Annotated in this window: 16 protein-coding genes, 3 pseudogenes and 1 riboswitch; of the genes and pseudogenes, 18 read left to right on the top strand and 1 reads right to left on the bottom strand. The window is 68.3% G+C overall.

The window, feature by feature from the left end; all coding sequences use genetic code 11:
- Positions 1–9: 9 nt before the first annotated feature.
- From tnpA to G3I71_RS28180, 10 genes and pseudogenes are all read left to right on the top strand, one after another.
- Complete coding sequence (gene tnpA / locus G3I71_RS28225) at positions 10–438, top strand: IS200/IS605 family transposase (protein ID WP_164318694.1); 429 nt, start codon at positions 10–12, stop codon at positions 436–438.
- Positions 439–443: 5 nt separating this feature from the next.
- Positions 444–692 (top strand): annotated as a pseudogene (locus G3I71_RS28220) (restriction endonuclease subunit M); the annotation flags it as partial.
- A 211-nt stretch (positions 693–903) separates the two neighbouring features.
- The gene (locus G3I71_RS28215) at positions 904–1563 is read left to right on the top strand and encodes a conjugal transfer protein TraF (RefSeq protein ID WP_164318692.1); all 660 of its coding nucleotides are present in this window, start codon (positions 904–906) and stop codon (positions 1561–1563) included.
- Positions 1564–1601: 38 nt separating this feature from the next.
- A complete protein-coding gene (locus G3I71_RS28210; RefSeq protein WP_203731634.1) occupies positions 1602–3083 on the top strand; it encodes a serine/threonine-protein kinase in 1482 nt (493 codons plus the stop codon).
- 123 nt (positions 3084–3206) lie between these two features.
- On the top strand, positions 3207–4037 hold the full coding sequence (locus G3I71_RS28205; protein ID WP_164318798.1) for a glycoside hydrolase domain-containing protein: 831 nt from the start codon (positions 3207–3209) through the stop codon (positions 4035–4037).
- A 212-nt stretch (positions 4038–4249) separates the two neighbouring features.
- The gene (locus G3I71_RS28200) at positions 4250–4912 is read left to right on the top strand and encodes a SurA N-terminal domain-containing protein (RefSeq protein WP_164318688.1); all 663 of its coding nucleotides are present in this window, start codon (positions 4250–4252) and stop codon (positions 4910–4912) included.
- 135 nt (positions 4913–5047) lie between these two features.
- On the top strand, positions 5048–6085 hold the full coding sequence (locus G3I71_RS28195; RefSeq protein ID WP_164318686.1) for a nucleoside triphosphate pyrophosphohydrolase: 1038 nt from the start codon (positions 5048–5050) through the stop codon (positions 6083–6085).
- A gap of 356 nt (positions 6086–6441) precedes the next feature.
- Complete coding sequence (locus tag G3I71_RS28190) at positions 6442–7515, top strand: MerR family transcriptional regulator (RefSeq protein WP_164318796.1); 1074 nt, start codon at positions 6442–6444, stop codon at positions 7513–7515.
- A gap of 22 nt (positions 7516–7537) precedes the next feature.
- Complete coding sequence (locus G3I71_RS28185; RefSeq protein ID WP_164318684.1) at positions 7538–8047, top strand: hypothetical protein; 510 nt, start codon at positions 7538–7540, stop codon at positions 8045–8047.
- A pseudogene (locus tag G3I71_RS28180) lies at positions 8044–8249 on the top strand (leucine zipper domain-containing protein); the annotation flags it as partial. The gene G3I71_RS28185 and the pseudogene G3I71_RS28180, both read left to right, overlap by 4 nt.
- Before the next feature lie 198 nt (positions 8250–8447).
- On the opposite strand, the gene G3I71_RS28175 reads toward G3I71_RS28180, so the two are convergent.
- A complete protein-coding gene (locus G3I71_RS28175) occupies positions 8448–9704 on the bottom strand; it encodes a cytochrome P450 (protein ID WP_164318682.1) in 1257 nt (418 codons plus the stop codon).
- A gap of 198 nt (positions 9705–9902) precedes the next feature.
- Here G3I71_RS28175 and G3I71_RS28170 point away from each other — a divergent pair, with 198 nt between their 5' ends.
- From G3I71_RS28170 to G3I71_RS28135, 8 genes and pseudogenes are all read left to right on the top strand, one after another.
- On the top strand, positions 9903–11876 hold the full coding sequence (locus G3I71_RS28170; protein WP_164318680.1) for a recombinase family protein: 1974 nt from the start codon (positions 9903–9905) through the stop codon (positions 11874–11876).
- Positions 11877–11928: 52 nt separating this feature from the next.
- A pseudogene (locus G3I71_RS51370) lies at positions 11929–12081 on the top strand (cytochrome P450); the annotation flags it as partial.
- Between the two features lie 239 nt (positions 12082–12320).
- Complete coding sequence (locus G3I71_RS28160) at positions 12321–13253, top strand: transglycosylase family protein (RefSeq protein ID WP_343243100.1); 933 nt, start codon at positions 12321–12323, stop codon at positions 13251–13253.
- 184 nt (positions 13254–13437) lie between these two features.
- Positions 13438–13609: riboswitch (cyclic di-AMP (ydaO/yuaA leader) on the top strand.
- A 4-nt stretch (positions 13610–13613) separates the two neighbouring features.
- Entirely contained in the window at positions 13614–14333 is a 720-nt protein-coding gene (locus G3I71_RS28155; protein WP_164318676.1) for a transglycosylase family protein, read from the top strand.
- A gap of 372 nt (positions 14334–14705) precedes the next feature.
- A complete protein-coding gene (gene eno, locus G3I71_RS28150) occupies positions 14706–15992 on the top strand; it encodes a phosphopyruvate hydratase (protein WP_164318674.1) in 1287 nt (428 codons plus the stop codon).
- Between the two features lie 149 nt (positions 15993–16141).
- On the top strand, positions 16142–16618 hold the full coding sequence (locus G3I71_RS28145; protein ID WP_164318672.1) for a septum formation initiator family protein: 477 nt from the start codon (positions 16142–16144) through the stop codon (positions 16616–16618).
- 38 nt (positions 16619–16656) lie between these two features.
- A complete protein-coding gene (locus G3I71_RS28140; RefSeq protein WP_164318669.1) occupies positions 16657–17280 on the top strand; it encodes a DUF501 domain-containing protein in 624 nt (207 codons plus the stop codon).
- Positions 17277–18233: a Ppx/GppA phosphatase family protein gene (locus G3I71_RS28135; RefSeq protein WP_164318667.1), complete on the top strand. Its 957-nt coding sequence runs from the start codon at positions 17277–17279 to the stop codon at positions 18231–18233. The genes G3I71_RS28140 and G3I71_RS28135 overlap by 4 nt, the downstream gene beginning before the upstream one ends.
- Positions 18234–18280: the final 47 nt, after the last annotated feature.

The raw sequence follows: 18280 nt of genomic DNA, 5'->3' as shown, positions 1-18280 counted from the left end.
ATTCGGTTTATGTCACCCAGGTGGGAACCAAATCGCGATGTCAGAACCGGTCGTCATGTGGTCAACAACCTTCATGTTCATTTGGTTTTTGTCACGAAGTACCGGAATGGAGCGCTCACCGAGGCCATGCTCAGCAGGTGCGAGGAGATCATGCGGGAGGTCTGCGCCGACTTCGAGGCTGAACTGAAGCAGTTCGGCGGCGAGGAGGACCATGTCCGCCTGTTGGTGCAGTACCCGCCCAAGGTCCAGCTCTCCAAGCTGGTCAACTCCCTCAAGGGCGTCAGCTCCCGCTACCTTCGGAAGGAGTACAGCGCACATGTCCGTCGGCACCTGTGGAGCGGCCACTTCTGGTCCGGCTCCTACTTCGCCGGGTCCTGTGGCGGCGCGCCACTCACCACCGTGCGCCAGTACATCGAAAACCAGCAGCGCCCCGTGTAGACGGGAAGGTGCTGCTCGTCGATGCCGGAACCGTCGCCGAACACACCGGGCGCGACGGGCTCGACCGGGAGGCCGTGCGCACCGCCGTCCTCGACGCCTGGCGGCCCTTCGAGCGGGCCGGTACCGCGGCCGGGCAGCCGGGGCTGGCGAGCTCGGTGCCGGTCATCGAACTCCTCGACGACGTCGACCTCGCCCCGGCTCACCATCTCCCGCCCGCCACCGAGGGCGATGGCGAACACCTGAGCGCTGTACGGCGCTCAGCGGTTGACTTGGGGCCGAGGGTGCGTATCCGAGTGCACGGGGGCGGGTGCGGCTGCGTGCAACTACGTATCAAGTGATGAGCACGACAACGGTTCGGTACAACCCGGACCCGTTGTCGGTGTCGGCCTATACGCTCGAACCCCGACACCGAACCTGTCACTCGTACGTCCGTCCCCGTCGGCACAACCCGGTCCAGGAGCAGTCATGTACGGCCCCGGCGCGCCGCCGCCCACCAGCAACGCGGGCACCGTCATCACCCTGCGCGTGCTGATCGCCGCCGCCGGGTTCCTCTCGTGCGGCCTCTTCGCGTGCCTGCCACTGTTCCGGGTCGCCTTCCTGCGCGGCCGGTGGTTCAACTGGGTGGCCGCCTGGGTGAGTCTGCCGCTGTCCATCACGTGCTTCGCGGTGGTCGGCGCGGTGGCGGAGAACAACGTCAAAGGCGACTACGCCCTCGGCACCGTGATGATCCTGGGCGCCCTGAGCAGCGCCTACTTCCTGGTCATGGACATACGGCAGGACAACCCCCAACGCCAGTACGCCGGTTACGCGCCGGACCGGGCCGCGACCGTGCCCCCCGGGTACGGTTATCCGCCCCCGTCGCCGTACGCGAACATGCGGACCGGGCCCCAGCAGCCCCCCATGCCTCACACGCCGATACCCCAGCCCCAGGATCAGGTACCCCGGCCACCCGCGGCCCAGAGCTCCGTACCGACCCCGCCGCAGCGCCCCGCGCCCGCCCGTATCGACCAGGTGCGCGCCGAACTCGACGAGCTCAGCGACTACCTGCGCAAGCACGACAGCAACGGCAGCGGCAACGGCACCCCCAACCCCAACCCCAACAGCAGCCACGAGGGCGGACGGTGAGTGTGGCGACGGGCCGCGTCATCGCCGACCGGTACGAACTGTCCACGCTCATCGGACAGGGCGGCATGGGCCAGGTGTGGACGGCGTACGACCAACGGCTCGACCGGCGCGTCGCGGTCAAGCTGCTGCGCCCGGACAAGGTCGCCGGCCAGGAGGCGGACGAACTGCGCCGCCGCTTCGTGCGCGAGTGCCGGGTGACCGCGCAGGTCGACCACCCCGGGCTCGTCACGGTCCACGACGCGGGCAGCGAGGGCGAGGAGCTGTTCCTCGTCATGCAGTACGTCGACGGCGCCGACCTCTCCGACCACCTCGCCGAACACGACCCCTACCCCTGGCAGTGGGCGGTCGCCGTAGCCGCGCAACTGTGCGCCGTGCTGAGCGCCGTGCACGCCGTGCCGATCGTCCACCGCGACCTCAAGCCGCGCAACGTGATGGTGAAGCAGGACGGCACGGTCACCGTCCTCGACCTGGGCGTCGCCTCCGTCATGGACACGGACACGACCCGCCTCACGCACACCGGTTCGCCCATCGGCTCGCCCGCCTACATGGCGCCCGAGCAGGCGATGGGCGGCGCGGTCGGCCCATACACGGACCTGTACGCACTCGGCGTACTCCTCCACGAACTCCTCAGCGGGGACGTGCCGTTCTCCGGCTCGACGGCCCTCGGCGTGCTGCACCGGCACCTGTACGAGCCCCCGCTGCCCGTGCGCCGCCTCAGACCCGAGGTGCCCGAGTCGCTGGAAGCGCTCGTCCTGCGGCTGCTCGCCAAGGACCCGCAGCACCGGCCCGCCTCCGCGCAGGAGGTGTACGAGCACCTGGCGCTGCTCCTCCCGGAACGTGGGATGCCCACGGGGGCGCCCCTGGACCCCACGCGCCCCTTCCTGCGCCCGCACGCCCCCTGGCCGGACCGCGCCCGCACCCCCGCAGCCCAGCCGACGGCAGCCCCGGTGGTCGAGAGACCCGACGTCGCCAGAGCTGTCGACGAGGTCAAACGCCTCCTCGGCGAGGGCCGGATCACCCAGGCCGTCGACATCCTCGGCGGGATCCTGCCCGCCGCCGCCGAACAGCACGGCGAGCACTCCCCGGTCGTCCGCACCCTCCGCAAGCAGTACGCGGCCACCCTCATGGACGACGGCCAGTACCGCCGCGCCCTGCCCGAACTGCGCCGCCTCGCCGACGAACGCGCCACCGGGTCCGGCCAGGCCGACCCCCAGGCACTGCGCTTCCGCTACGAGGCCGCCCAGTGCCTCGAACAACTCGGCGAACCCGCGGCGGCCCTCGCCGAGTACCGCGCCCTGCTGCCGTACTACGAGAACCAGTACGTCGCCGGCGACCCCGAACTCGCCCTCGACGTCCGCCGCCGCATCGGCCACCTCCTCCTCGCCCTCGGCGACCGCACCGCCGCCCGGGACACCCTCGCCCGCCTCCTCCACGACGTGGACCGCCTGCGCGGCCCCGGGCACCCGCTGGCGGCGGAGATCCGACGGACCCTGGAGTGGCTGGGACAGGTGCGCGGCTAGTGTTTGCGGTGGCTTGAGGGAATCTTGTGGGTCTCCGGGGCCGATGTTTCCCGAACACGGGAACGGCACCGGCTCCGTTGCGACCTGCTTCCGTGTCACCGAACCAAGGGGGAGAGCTACGTGGTGTCCAGTCACCGGCAGTCCAAGAAGCGCAGGTACATCACCTGGGCGGTGGCCGGGACGGCCGTCGTCGCCGGGGCCGGGCTCGCCGCGCAGTCCTCGATGGCCGCCACCACCTGGCCCGCCCAGCGCACCTACACCGGTCGCGCGTTCGACACCTGCACCGCGCCCTCCCTCGCTGCGATGAAGGCCTGGCGCACCAACAACTTCTACGGCGCCGCCGCCGTCTACATAGGCGGCAAGAACCGCGGCTGCGCCCAGCCCAACCTCACCGCGTCCTGGGTGAAGTCGGTCAGCACGCAGGGCTGGAAACTCATCCCCCTGTACGTCGGCGCCCAGCCGTTCTGCCAGACCGGCTCCAGCCCCGAGAAGCTCACCGCCGCCACGGCCGCCTCCCTCGGCGCGAAGGACGCGGCGGACGCGGTGACCAAGGCGTCGGCGCTCGGGATGAAGGCCGGCAGCCCGGTCTACCTCGACATGGAGTCGTACGACATCACGAACAAGGCGTGCAACGACGCCGTACTGACGTACGTACGCGCCTTCGGCAAGGCCCTCCAGGCCAAGACGTACCGCACCGGTTACTACGGCTTCACCAGCTCCAGCGCGAAGGCGATAGCCGAGGCCACCGACCGCACCAACCTGCCGGGCAACATGTGGTACGCGCTGTGGGACCAGCAGAACACCACCACCGCGGACTGGCCCTTCGCCGCCACTCAGTGGACCAACCACAGCCGGGCCCACCAGTACATGGTCAACAGCAAGGAGAAGCGCGGCGGTTACACGATCACCGTGGACCGCAACGCGTGGGACGCACCGGTGGCCATCACCGGCTGAGGCCGCCAGGCCGGGCATGGCGGGCACGGCGGGCATGGCGGTGCCCGAAGTCCCGGTGAATCGTTGGTCGAATGGCTTGGCCGGAGCCAGGCCACTGCCTACCATCGATCATCGCAAGACTTTGTGCGCCCGCCCGTCGCCCGACCACCGCCCCTCAACGAGGCGCTTCGCGCCGCACCAGCTGGTCTGCACAATCTCCTCAGGAGGCTTCCTTGCACCGCCGTCGTCGCACCGCGCTGTTCCTGTCCGCCGCGATCGTCGCGGCGGCCCCTCTCCTCACCGCCTGCGGAAACGACGCGCATCCCGGCGCGGCGGCCGTCGTCGGCGGGCAGCGGATCACGGTCGCGCAACTGGAGAGCAGGGTGAACGAGGTACGCGCGGCGCAGCGGGCGGCCACCCCGGACCAGGCCCAGTACGCGCAGACCGTCGCCAGAACGGCCAGCCTCACCCGCGACACCCTGCACACGCTGGTCCTCGACCGCGTCCTGAACCAGGCCGCGAAGGACGCGGGCGTGACCGTGACCCGCAAGGACGTCCAGACCCTGCGTGCCTCCCTGGAACAGCAGGCGGGCAGCGCGAAGGCGCTGGCGGACGCCTGGCTCCAGCAGTACGGCGTCGCCCCGGCCCGCCTCGACGACAGCCTGCACACCGAGATCGTGGCCCAGAAACTGGCAGCCGCGCTCGGCGCCGACATGAACACACCCGACGGCCAGGCAACGTTCTGGAAGGCGATGTCCGACGCCTCGAAGACCCTCGACGTCGACCTCAACCCGCGCTACGGCAGCTGGGACGTCCAGAAGAGCAGCCGCGTCGACGCCAAGACACCCTGGGTACGGGAGATCACGGCGTCGCAGACGGCCGAGGGGACGGCGTAACGGCCAGGGCGTAGCAGCCACGGCGTAACGGTTGTCCGCACGGGTGTCCGGGTTTACGGGCGCCTGTGTGCACAGGGGCGTGCTGGCCTGTGGACAACCGGTGGGGCTGTCGGTGGTGTGGGTTACGTTCGAAGGGTGAACGCAACCAGCGGCTTCGAGACCGCTCCGGAGACGGAGACCGACCCCGGTCGTGTCGTCCTGCTCACCACCAGCCACCGCGTCGCGCCCGGCCTGCTGTCCTGGCCCGCCTGGCAGGTGCTGCACACGGCCGACCGGGTGCTGTGCGCGGACGGTACGCATCCGCAGCTGCCGTATCTGCGGGACGCCGGCATAACTGTCGAGGAGACCTCCCCGACCGCCGAGGACCTGATCGGCACCTGCGCCGGCGGCCGGACGGCCGTGGTCGTGACGACCGGCGAGGGCGACCCGGCACTCACCGACGGCCTGTCACGCCTCGCCGGTTCAGGCCGCGTACGGATGCCTGACCTGGAACTCCTCCCCGCCTCCTACGACCTGCCCGGCGCCCGCCTCCTCGACCTCGTGCAGGTCATGGACCGCATCCGCCTGGAGTGCCCGTGGTCGTCCAGACAGACCCACAAGGGCCTGGCGAAGTACGGGCTTGAGGAGGCGTACGAACTCGTCGAGGCGATCGAGGAGGGCGACCGGGACGAACTGCGCGAGGAGCTGGGGGACGTCCTGCTCCAGGTCGTCTTCCACGCGCGCATCGCCGAGGAGGGCAGCGAGGAGGACGGCGAGGAGGGCACAGCCCCGTTCTCGATCGACGACGTGGCGGCCGGCATCGTCACGAAGCTGATCCACCGCCACCCGCACGTCTTCGGCGACGAGACGGCGTCCACACCGGAGGACGTCAAGGAGCACTGGCTGCGCACCAAGGCGGTCGAGAAGCAGCGGGAGTCGGTGACGGACGGCGTGCCCCTGGGCCAGCCGGGCCTCGCACTGGCCGCGAAGCTGGCGTCCCGGGTACACACGGCGGGCCTGCACGTCCCGCTGCCGCAGGGCGAGGGCATCGGATACGAACTGCTGGAGATGGCGGTACGGGCGGAGCGCGAGGGCGTGGACCCGGAGGCGGCACTGCGGGCCGCCGCGCGGGCTTATCGGGATGCGGTGCGGGTGAAGGAGGGGACGGCGGAGGTGGCTGGGGAGGGGCGCTGAGCTGAGCCGGGTCCGGGGCTCAGTACCGTTGTCCCAGGGCTAGCTAGTGCTGAGGCGTGCAGCGTGCCTGGAACAGAAGTTGGATCAGCTGGCGGCCGAGGGTGCCAGGACGCTGGTCAACGGGCTCAAGTCGGCGGAGTGGGCGCGGGTACGGTACCGGTTCGTGGAGTGGTTCGCGTTGCGTGGGCAGGACGACTGCGTCCATGACCTCAAGCGTCTGCCAGGGCCGATAGGCCAGGGCGCGGATCGCATCGGATGCACCGAAAAGCTGAGAGCTAGGTGTTGCCGGCCATGAGGTTGGTGGCGCTGCTCGCCGGTGTTGACCTTCGAGTTGGTTGAAGCTCAATGATGGCGAGGTGCCAAATTCTGAGCTGATGCCGATCGGGGTCTTCGCCCAACGCAGTGGCTTGACCTCAAGCGCGTTGCGGTTCTACGCAGACTCCGGGCTGCTGAATCCCACCGAGGTCGACCCGGTCTCGGGCTACCGCTACTACAGCGCTGACCAGGTGGCGCGGGCGACCATGCTGCGTCAGCTCCGCGAGATCGCTATGCCCCTCGCTGTTGTCGAGGCTGTCCTCGAAGCCAGGGCTGACGAGGCATCCCGGCTCCTGGACGAGCATGTCGCGAAGGTCGTTGGGGACGCGGTAGCGGCGCAGCAGAAGGCTGCAGTCATCAAGTCCGTACTCGGCGACGTGTCAAGTCTGCCGATTGTTGTGCTGAAGGGTCCTGTGCTGGCGAATGCGGTCGAACAGGTCCTGACCGCGACCGCACGTGAGCCGGGGATGCCGGTACTCGCCGGCCTGTGCATCGAGGCGAGTCATGAGGCGGTCACCCTGACCGCTACTGACCGATACCGGCTCTCCACACGAACCCTGGTACCGGCTGAACCACCGAGGCAGACGTGGGTCGGCACGGTCGACGGCGACGAGCTGCGGGCCGCGATCGCCGAAATCCGCCGCAGCGCGCTGGTGCGACTCGAAGCGGTGGTGCACGGAATCTGGCTCCGAATGGAAGACCGGGAGGACCGGTATTGCCGGTTGCTGTCCGAGGAGTTTCCCGACTACCGGCTGATGCTCGCGTCACTTAGCGAGGTCACCACCCGTGTGACAGTCTCGAAGGAGCTGCTCCTGCGGGCCCTGGAAGACCACCCCGGCGATCGCATCGCGCTGCACGTTACCGACCACGGAATGAACGTCCGGTCAGCGGATGACGAACACCCGGACATCCCGCTCCCGGCCACCGCGACAGGGCAGTCCCTACAGACCTGGTTCGAGCTGACGACGCTCTATCCCGCCGTGAGCACCGCGATCGGCCCCGACGTGATGCTCGACCTGAGAGGGCACGACCAGCCCGTCACGATCCGCTCCGCCGATCGCGGCGATCTCACCACCTTGGCCATGCCCATCAAATCCGACCACCGTTCCGTCTGAACACGACGACGAGGAATGTTCTATGACCGCCGCACCCGCCAGCCCCGACTCGACCATGGAAGCCATCGGCGAAGCCGTCACCAAAGGCCGAGCTGGCGATATCGCTTCCGCCCGCCAAAAACTCCTGAATCTGTGGGCCGTGCTCGGTGTCACCGGCGACCCGCTGCACCGTTGCTCGCTCGCTCACTACCTCGCAGATTTCTACGAAGATCCCGCCCAGGCGCTGGCCTGGGACGTCAGGGCCCTGGATGCTGCCGACGCGGTGACCGAGCAGCGCGTCCAAAAGCACCACGCCAGCCTCCACATCGCCGGCTTCTACCCCTCCCTGCACCTCAACCTTGCCGACAACTACCGCCGACTCGGCTCCTTCGAAGCCGCCACCGAGCACATCACCGCCGCCAAAGCGCAGGCCCCCAACCTTCCTGAGGATCCCTACGGTGACCTGCTTCGTGGCGCCATCCAAGAGGTCGCCGAGGCCATCGCCGGACGGGACCGCGCACGGCGAGCATCTGCACCCGGTTCTCCTGCGTGACGCACAAGGACACACCCCTCTGTGGAGGGGCGACGTCGCCCCATCGAGCGCTGCCGCACGAGACCGATCGCCCACGTCGCAGCCGAGACGAGGATCTCCCGGGCGTGCGCATCAAAGTGGGGCAACCGATACCGGTGCCATGGCGAACTTGGGCTGGAGGACCGCTCTTCCACGCCACCATCAGCCCACCGCGACGCCGTCGCGCATCGCTGATGAGGACACGGAAACCCCGTTCTCCATCGACGACGTGGCGGCCAGCATCATCACCGAACTGATCCACCGCCACCCACACGGCTCCGGCGACGAGAACGCGTCCATGCCGGAGGAGGTCAAGGAGCGTGAGCTGTGTCCTCCCAGGTATCCCACGCGAGGACTTGGACGACGTCCTGATCCACACCCCTCAATCGGCCGTGAACTCCACCGGGAGGTTCCGCAGCCCGCGCATGATCAGGCCGCCTCGCCAGCGCAGGTCCGCAGGGTCAGCGGCAAGTCGCATATCGGGCAGACGGCGCAGCAAAGTAGCCAGCGCAGTGCGGCCTTCGAGGCGGGCGAGCGGGGCGCCGATGCAGTAGTGGATGCCGTGTCCGTAGCCGAGATGCTGGTTGTCCCTGCGGGAGAGGTCGAGCGTGTCCGGCTCGTCGAAGCGGGCAGGATCACGGTCGGCAGCAGCAAGGACCACGAGCACAGGATCACCTGAGGCGATCCGTTGGTCGCCCACTTCGAGGGGTTCGGTTGCGTAGCGCCAGGTGGCCAGCTCGACGGCGCCGTCGTAACGGAGAAGCTCTTCGACTGCGGTGGCGAGCAGTTCCTGTTCGCCACGGTCGATCGACTTCTGCAGTTGTGCCCGCTGTTGTGGGTTGCGCAGCAGCGCGTATGTGCCGTTGCCGATCAAGTTGATAACAGTCTCAAAACCAGCGAACAGTAGTACGAAACACATGGCTGCGGCCTCGTTTTCGGTGAGGTGTTCGCCGTGGTCGGAGGAGCGAATGAGCCCGGAAATGAGGTCCTCGTCGGGACCGGGACAGTCCGGGAGCGACTCCCGTTTGCGGTGGATCAGTTCAGCGAGATACCCGCGCATCTTCTTCACGGACCGTGCGACGCCGCCCCTCGGCCCGCCCCCGTGCCGGATCATCATCCCCGCCCAGTCCCGGAAGTCGTCCTGGTCCTCGCGGGGGACTCCGAGCAGGTCGCAGATGGCGTAGATGGGGAGAGGGAACGCGAAGTCGTGGATGAGGTCGGCGCTTCCGGTATGCGCGAACTGGTCGATGAGATGATCGGTCAACTCTTGGACGCGGGGCGCGAACTCGGCCACTCGACGGGGAGTGAACGCTTTGGAGACAAGGCGGCGGAGCCGTGTGTGGTCCGGCGGATCGATGTTGAGAAGATGGGTCATGAGGTTGGCGCTGCGCTCGCCAGGGATGCCCGTCTTGCTCTTGCCCTGGGCGCCTTCGGAATGGTGGACGGGATTCTTGGACAGGCGCTGGTCGGCGAGCGCCTGCTTGGCGTCCGTGTACCGGGTGACCAGCCAGGCCTCCACGCCGCTGGGGAGCGTGGTGCGGTGCACAGGCGAGTGCTCGCGGAGCCACGCGTAGGCAGGGTAGGGGTTGGTGGCGAATTCCCAGGTGAAGAGTTCAGGTTCGATATGTGGAGCGTTCACGGGGGTGACGGTACCGGGAGCCGTATTGCGTAGGTGAGGACACCGACCTGCGCAATTCCCCTTCAACTGCACAGAGTGACAGGTAAAGTTCCCCAAAACGGCACCGGCTCCAGAGCGCTTGCAGCAGCGCAAAGGAGCCGGAACCCTCCCGGCAGTGAGCGAACACTCCGGGGACGGAACAGTCTTGGAGGACTGAACATGCCCATTGTGGCACGCCCATGCCATGCGGCCCCTGCGGCCGTCATCGTTGCCAAGTACGCGCGCGTTTCCACTCTCGACCAGCTTGACGGCTTCGGGCTCGAAGACCAGGACAAGGTCTCCAACGGATGGCTCGGCCGTCACCCTGAAGTCACCGTCTACGACTCCTACGTGGACGAAGCCGTGTCCGGGGCTCTGGAGAGCCGACCTGAGATGGACCGTCTCGTTGTCGATGCACGGCAGCAGCACTTCAATCGCATCCTCGTCCCCAAGGTCGACCGCATTGGGCGAACGGCCCGAGCCGCCTATCAGTGGGCGTGGAACATGGCTGACCTCGGTATCCACTTCATCTCGGTCACCGAAGGGATCGACACCAGCACCGAAGAGGGCTGGCAGCAGTTCATGCGATACGTCACCTTCTCCGAAAGGGATTGGCGACGCATCAAGGAGCGCACCGTCGCCGGCCGAGAGCTGAAGATCAGTTACGGCGGCTGGCCCGGTGGCCCGGCTCCCTACGGCTACAGGATCGAGAAGGACGCCAAGGACGTCGGAGGACGCCGTAAGCGCTTCTCAGTTCTGGTCACCGACGTCGATGAATCCATGGTCCTCGCTGTCGCGGCGGATCTCATCATCGACCAGGGTATGAACCTCACCGAGGCTTGCGAAGAGCTCAACAACCGCAGGCTCTTCGCCCGCAGCGGTGTCCGTTGGAGCGTTGCCAACCTCCGCAGCCGCCTCTACAGCGAAACCATCCACGACGGCTATGTCGTCTACCGAAAGACCGACCGCGGTAACGGAAAGAACCACACCCGCCGTGGCGACGACGGCACACCCGTCCATGGTGACCCGGTCAAAATCGGTGTCCCGCCCATCTTCTCCGTGGAACGGGCCGCACAGCTCATGGCCGCCCTGAAGAGGCTCGGCTTCCAGAACGGTCGGCGCGGGAACGCCGTCTATCCCCTCACCGGACGGATTCACGGTTTGTGCGGCGAGGTGTACACCGGAGCAGGCCGGGGCACGGGCCGGTCGTACCGCTGCAAGGGACTTCTCAAGGACCCCTCGTGCCGTGAGCCCCACTTTGAGGCCGACGACATCGAAGGCGCCGTCCGGAAGGAGCTGGCCATGCTCCTCGAAGCCGAAGGCTGTCCAGGGGGCTTGGCTGCCGAGCGAGTGGGCGGTCTCTCCGGAGACAAGGAGAAGTACGAGAAGCGCGTCTCCGAGTTCACGACCAGAATCGCCGAACAGGAGCACCTGATCGAGGTGCGCATCCCCGAGTACGTACGCGCCGGTGTCGACCCAGCGGTACTCAAGGCCTCCATCGCGGTGCTTGAGACCGAACTGGCTGATTTCCGGAAACAGCGCAGGTTCGCCCAGCAGTGGTTGGAGGCGTACACCGATCACGAACGCCGGGCGGGCAATCTCGTCGACATCGCGAGCAGTATTGAGGAGCGGCTGCAGAAACTGACTCTGGGGGAGTGCAAGGAAGTCTTCGACAGGTTCGACCTCAAGGTCGTCCCCGGCGATCTGGCCATCCTTGGCAAGCCTGGCGGGAGGTGTGCCGTCAGCGACTGGCACTGGACAACCGGCACGAAGGTGCCGCCAGACCCCGACGACGAGCAATGGGGGAAGGTGCTGGAGGTGCTACGGCCGTACTTCACCAAGCGTCACTTCATGAGCAGGTACGACATCCGTCTCCAGTTGGAGGGGATGCTTCACCGGCTTCGCCATGGCCTCTCGTGGTGCGATATGCCCCTTACCTGGGGACCCGTCGATCCGATTCGCGAGCGCCAGCTCTCCTGGTGGCAAAAGGGCGCCTGGCCGGAGGTCATGAAGATTCTGGACGCCGACGTCACGGGAGTCGGTGCGTACAGGCGGCCGACCTTGCCGCAGCTCACTGTGACCGGTCGGTTCCGGTCCGGGCTGCTCGGCGAGGTCCGGGGTGCGGTTGCCGGGGACCGCGACAAGCAGCGGTAGCCGATCCGGTGACGGGTCTACGGCCGACGGATTCGTGACACTCCGCGGAGGCACCCTCCTCACCCGCCCCCCGCCATCTCAACTCGGCGCAGTTCCCGCCGAGTTGAGATGGCGGGGCGGGCTCATCATGCGTGGACTGCGTACCCTGCCCGTCGAGTTCACGCCGGTGCGCGAGGTCGGGCGGGCGTCGCCGGTGGGGTCGTAGGCGAGGGCGTAGAAGACCGGGAGAAGGTGACACTCCCTCAGCAATGTGATCTTCACGTGATCTGTGCGGCATTAACTTGTGACAAGTGTTCGTCTGTCGATACGTTCGTGCACCAGTGCGATGCCTTGCATCACTGGTCGCACTGCCCCCAGTTGTCTCGTGAAAGGCACCGCATGCTCTCCGGGAACGGTCGTCACCGTCGCCCCCGTCAGGCCCCGGCTCTGCTTGTCGCAGCCGGCGTGACAGGCTCCGCCATCGCCATCCCACTGCTCGCCGCGTCCGGCGCCAGTGCGGCCAGTGGTACCACCTGGGACAAGGTCGCGGAGTGCGAGAGCGGCGGCTCCTGGAGCGCCGACGGCGGCAACGGGTTGTACGGCGGGCTCCAGTTGACCCAGGCGGACTGGGCGAAGTACGGCGGCCTCGCGTACGCCGTGAGCGCCGACCAGGCCAGCCGTTCGCAGCAGATCGCCGTCGGCGAGAAGATACTCGCCGACCAGGGGGTGGGGGCCTGGGAGGACTGCGCGCTGCTCTCCGGGCTCGGCAAGGACACCGGTTCGGCCGATGTCGACACGGGCGTCGTCGAGGGTGACACCGGCGCGACCGAGGGCGACGTCTCGGGCCTGGGCCTTGGCCTGGGCTTGACCCCGGGCTCGGACTCCTCTCCCTCCGCCTCCTCCTCGCCATCGGTGTCGCCCACGCCCTCGCCGTCCCCCTCCACCGGCTCCTCGGCCCCGACCGGGGCCTCCGACTCGTCGCCGCCGCCCGCGTCGTCCGTAGGGGCGACGACCGACCCTGTCGGCTCCGCCGGGTCGGTCACCTCGCCGGCGGCTTCCTCCCTGTCGCCCGGCGTGGGCGGTTCGGAGGGAAGCGACAGTTCGCCCATAGGCGCCTCAGGGAGTGGAGAGCAGGGCAACTACGGGCAGATTGCGGAAAATAAGGACAAGGTGAGCGGCGCCGAAACCGCTGCCGGTACCGGCCGTCATCGTGGTGAGGCCGAGGGCTCGTACACCGGCAGCATCGGGGACGCCCTCTGGGGTGTCACCGACTCTCTTGACCTTGTGGGCGGAGAGTCCGGAACCCCCGCCGGAACCGCGTCCTTCCTTGACGCTGACTCGGGCCTTATCCTTCCCGGTCAGACCCTTGCGGTAGGTAGCGAACCAGGGCAAAACTAACCGGAGTTCACGTCCCGGTTTCGAGCTGAATGTCCGTTATCGATGCGGTGAGACAAAGGTCTCAGAAGCCCTGATCGTCTTTGTATTTCAGAGGATCAGCTGTTTACGGTCGTCATCGCCCGCCACAGTGGGCCCCGCCGGTCGTAACGCCGAGTCCTGCCAACGGCCGTACGGGAACAGTCGTCGCTATCAAGCGCCGTAGGCAGGAGCGGGGGACCCAAGGTAAGTGCCGCACCGGGCAGTTGTCCGGAGCGGCTTGGGGTGAAGCCGTACGCCGCCCGCAAGGGACGTACGGCCGGGCAACTCAACCGACCCGAACCCGACAGCTCACCTCGCAGGCGTCGGTGAGGGGATATACGCATGCTGTTTACCGGTAAGGGCAAGCACCGCCGTCCGTCCAAGGCCACCCGGGTCGTCGCCCTCGCGGGTGTGACCGGTGCTGCTGTCGCCGCTCCGCTCCTGGCGGCCGGCTCCGCCTCCGCCGCCACCTCTGCCGAGTGGGACACCGTCGCCCAGTGCGAGTCCGGCGGCAACTGGTCCATCAACACCGGCAACGGCTACTACGGCGGCCTGCAGTTCTCCGCCTCGACCTGGGCCGCGTACGGCGGCTCGTCGTACGCCTCCACCGCCGACCAGGCCTCCAAGTCCCAGCAGATAACCGTCGCCGAGAAGGTCCTCGCGGGCCAGGGCAAGGGTGCCTGGCCGGTCTGCGGCACGGGCCTGTCCAGCGCCTCCTACGGCGGCGGCGCGAGCAGCAGCACGGGCACGAGCGACAACAACTCGTCCAGCAGCTCGAACAACTCCAGCGGCTCCAGCGAGACCTCCACCCGCTCCACCGACAACCAGTCGGCCTCCCGTTCGCAGGAGCGTCCGGCTGCCAAGAAGACCGTCACCACCCCGACCGGCAAGAAGGTCGAGAAGGGTGACGGCGAGTACAAGGTCGTCAAGGGCGACAGCCTGAGCGCGATCGCCGAGGCGCACGACGTCAAGGGCGGCTGGCAGAAGCTCTTCCAGCTGAACAAGGACATCATCGACGACGCCGACTTCATCTTCCCGGGCCAGCAGCTGCACCTCAGCTGACGCGGCTGTACCGCGGCCGACCCCGGTCACCGGCGGGCCGGAACTTCCCCCAGATCCTGGCCGGCTCGTAGGTGAACCACAGGGCTCTCACAGCCGTGCCTTCCATAGTGAGGGCCTCGTGAGGGTCACCCCCGTCCCCCACGGGCTCCCCGCTCCGGTGCGTGTTCCCCCGTACGCACCGGAGCGGGGCTTTTTGTTCCCTGGGGGAACAATGTTTACCCTCGGTTCCGTTCATGTTCCGTCCATGGGGTGGCCGGACGGCTGGCCGATCCCCCGGAGCCGGTTAGGCTCATCAACGCGGAGCCGCCGCGGCCCCGTACTCGCGAGGCCCAGCAGCCCCGCGTACCCGCGTCACATCCCAGCCAGAAGGAGATGCTCGTGCCGTCCATCGACGTCGTCGTAGCCCGGGAAATCCTCGACTCGCGAGGCAACCCCACCGTCGAGGTCGAGGTCGGCCTCGATGACGGCAGCACCGGTCGTGCCGCTGTCCCGTCCGGCGCCTCCACCGGAGCCTTCGAGGCCATCGAGCTGCGCGACGGTGACCCCAACCGTTACTTCGGCAAGGGTGTCGAGAAGGCCGTCCTCGCCGTCATCGAGCAGATCGGCCCGGAGCTCGTCGGCTACGACGCCACCGAGCAGCGCCTCATCGACCAGGCCATGTTCGATCTGGACGCCACCGACAACAAGGGCTCCCTCGGCGCCAACGCCATCCTCGGCGTCTCCCTCGCCGTCGCCCACGCCGCGTCGGAGGCCAGCGACCTCCCCCTCTTCCGCTACCTCGGCGGCCCGAACGCGCACCTGCTGCCCGTTCCGATGATGAACATCCTCAACGGTGGATCCCACGCGGACTCCAACGTCGACATCCAGGAGTTCATGATCGCCCCGATCGGAGCGGAGTCCTTCTCCGAGGCGCTGCGCTGGGGTGCGGAGATCTACCACACCCTCAAGAAGGTGCTGAAGACCAAGGGCCTGTCCACCGGTCTCGGCGACGAGGGCGGCTTCGCCCCGAACCTGGAGTCCAACCGCGCCGCCCTCGACCTCATCGTCGAGGCCATCAAGCAGGCCGGTTACGTCCCCGGCGAGCAGATCGGCCTCGCGCTCGACGTCGCCGCGTCCGAGTTCTACAAGGACGGCAAGTACGAGTTCGAGGGCAAGTCCCGCACGGCCGCCGAGATGACCGAGTACTACGAGGAGCTCGTCTCCGCGTACCCGCTCATCTCCATCGAGGACCCGCTGTACGAGGACGACTGGGCCGGCTGGAAGACCATCACCGACAAGCTGGGCGACAAGGTCCAGATCGTCGGCGACGACCTCTTCGTCACCAACCCGGAGCGTCTCGCCCGTGGTATCGAGGAGGGTTCGGCCAACGCCCTGCTCGTCAAGGTGAACCAGATCGGCTCGCTGACCGAGACCCTGGACGCCGTCGAGATGGCCCAGCGCAACGGCTTCAAGTGCATGATGTCCCACCGCTCCGGCGAGACCGAGGACGTCACCATCGCCGACCTCGCCGTCGCCGTGAACTGCGGCCAGATCAAGACCGGCGCCCCGGCCCGCTCGGACCGCGTCGCCAAGTACAACCAGCTCCTGCGCATCGAGGAGATCCTCGACGACGCGGCGGTCTACGCCGGGCGCTCGGCCTTCCCCCGCTTCAAGGGCTGAGCCTTCCCGCACGTCCGCCCCGCGGACCACGGGCACAGCAAGGGCTGAGCCAACCAGAGTCAAGGCATAGCCAGTCGTACGTACGTCCCCGTACTCGGTCCCGTACCGTGTGCGGGGACGTACGCGCGTGTGAACGGGAGGCGGGGAACATGGCCGTGAAGGACCGGGACCGGTTCTCCACCGCGACCAGGATCAAGCTGCTCGGCGAGCAGACGGCGGCCCGCGTCTACCGATCCCAGACCAAGCGCCAGGCCCGCCGCTCCCGCCTGACCGGGCGGGCGGCCCTGCTCGTCCTGGTCCTCTGCACGCTGATCGTGGCCCTCGCCTACCCGATAAGGCAGTACGTCTCCCAGCGCGCCGACATCGCCGCCATGGAACGCGAACGCGACCGGACCAGCCGGCGGGTCGAGCAGCTCCGCGACCTGAAGGCGCGCTGGCAGGACGACGCGTACGCGGAGCAGCAGATCCGGCAGCGGCTGCACTTCGTGCTGCCGGGTGAGACCGGGTTCATCGTGATCGACCCGGACGCGGCGAAGCAGTCGCGCGCCGACCTCGGCGCGGCCGATCGCCCCTGGTATGCGAACGTCTGGGACGGCGTGGACAAGGCCGACGCCGCGAACCAGTGACGTCAAGCAGTGAACTGAACGGAACAGAGAAGACAGGTATGGACACGCCCCCGCCTCCCACCCCGCGCACCGAGCCGACCGACGCGGACGTCGAGGCCTTCCAGCAGCAGCTTGGCCGCCCGCCGCGCGGGCTGCGCGCCATCGCGCACCGCTGCCCCTGCGGTCAGCCCGACGTCGTGGAGACCGCTCCGCGGCTGCCGGACGGCACGCCCTTCCCCACGACGTACTACCTGACGTGCCCGCGCGCCGCCTCGGCGATCGGCACGCTGGAGGCGAACGGCGTGATGAAGGAGATGACGGAACGTCTGTCGACGGACCCGGAGCTCGCCGCCGCGTACCGGGCCGCGCACGAGGACTACATCGCGCGCCGTGACGCCATCGAGGTCCTGGAGGGTTTCCCGAGCGCGGGCGGCATGCCGGACCGCGTGAAGTGCCTGCACGTCCTCGTGGGCCACTCGCTGGCCGCCGGCCCCGGGGTGAACCCGCTGGGCGACGAGGCGATCGCGATGCTGCCGGAGTGGTGGGCGAAGGGGGCGTGCGTGACGCGCTCGACGTCTCCGGAGGGGGACGGCCGGGTGGTGCACGAGAGCGAGTCCGGGCACTTCGCGTTCAAGCCGGTGGAGGCAGCGGATTCGGTGGAGTCCGGGGAGGGCGGCAAGTGACCCGTGTCGCCGCCATCGACTGCGGTACGAACTCGATCCGCCTCCTGGTCGCCGACGCGGACCCGGAGACCGGTCAACTCGTCGACCTGGACCGGCGGATGACCATCGTGCGCCTCGGTCAGGGCGTCGACCGTACGGGACGGCTGGCCCCCGAGGCGCTGGAGCGGACCTTCGCGGCCTGCCGGGAGTACGCCGCGGTCATCAAGGAGCACGGCGCCGAACGGCTCCGCTTCGTCGCGACGTCCGCCTCCCGGGACGCGGAGAACCGGGACGAGTTCGTACGGGGTGTGCTGGACATCCTGGGTGTCGAGCCCGAGGTCATCTCGGGTGAGCAGGAGGCCGAGTTCTCCTTCACCGGCGCCACCAGGGAACTGACGGGGCGCGACGACCTCGCCAAGCCCTACCTGGTCGTGGACATCGGCGGCGGCTCGACCGAGTTCGTGGTCGGGGACGACCAGGTGCGCGGGGCACGGTCCGTGGACATCGGGTGCGTACGGATGACGGAGCGGCACCTGGTGCGGGACGGCGCCGTCACCGATCCGCCCGCCGAGGAGCAGATCGCGGCGATCCGCTCGGACATCGAGGCGGCCCTGGACCTGGCGGCGGAGACGGTCCCGCTGGGCGAGGCGCGCACGCTGGTCGGGCTCGCGGGGTCGGTCACCACGGTGTCGGCGATCGCGCAGAACCTGTCCGCGTACGACCCCGAGGCCATCCACCACTCCCGGGTCTCCTACGACCGCGTCCGCGAGATCACCGAGACCCTTCTCCGGTCCACCCATGCCGAGCGTGCGGCGATCCCCTCCATGCATCAGGGGCGCGTCGACGTGATCGGAGCGGGGGCGCTCGTACTGCTCTCGATCATGGAGCGGATCGGGGCGTCGGAGGTCGTGGTGAGCGAGCACGACATCCTCGACGGGATCGCGCACAGTTGCGCGGCCGAGTCGCGTTCGTAGGCGTTCCTCGACGGGATCGCCTTCAAAGTCGCGGAAGCTCTGCCAGA

Source organism: Streptomyces sp. SID12501 (genome assembly GCF_010550245.1).
Lineage (GTDB): Bacteria > Actinomycetota > Actinomycetes > Streptomycetales > Streptomycetaceae > Streptomyces.
Note: the sequence above shows the minus strand (reverse complement) of the source record. Positions and strands in the feature narration are given on the sequence as shown.

What these genes read in the sequence shown, in the direction of transcription:
- tnpA (WP_164318694.1), top strand. Translation starts at nt 10, where the DNA reads ATGTCACCCAGGTGGGAACCAAATCGCGATGTCAGAACCGGTCGTCAT.
- G3I71_RS28215 (WP_164318692.1), top strand. Translation starts at nt 904, where the DNA reads ATGTACGGCCCCGGCGCGCCGCCGCCCACCAGCAACGCGGGCACCGTC.
- G3I71_RS28185 (WP_164318684.1), top strand. Translation starts at nt 7,538, where the DNA reads ATGACCGCCGCACCCGCCAGCCCCGACTCGACCATGGAAGCCATCGGC.
- G3I71_RS28170 (WP_164318680.1), top strand. Translation starts at nt 9,903, where the DNA reads ATGCCCATTGTGGCACGCCCATGCCATGCGGCCCCTGCGGCCGTCATC.
- G3I71_RS28155 (WP_164318676.1), top strand. Translation starts at nt 13,614, where the DNA reads ATGCTGTTTACCGGTAAGGGCAAGCACCGCCGTCCGTCCAAGGCCACC.
- eno (WP_164318674.1), top strand. Translation starts at nt 14,706, where the DNA reads ATGCTCGTGCCGTCCATCGACGTCGTCGTAGCCCGGGAAATCCTCGAC.
- G3I71_RS28145 (WP_164318672.1), top strand. Translation starts at nt 16,142, where the DNA reads ATGGCCGTGAAGGACCGGGACCGGTTCTCCACCGCGACCAGGATCAAG.
- G3I71_RS28140 (WP_164318669.1), top strand. Translation starts at nt 16,657, where the DNA reads ATGGACACGCCCCCGCCTCCCACCCCGCGCACCGAGCCGACCGACGCG.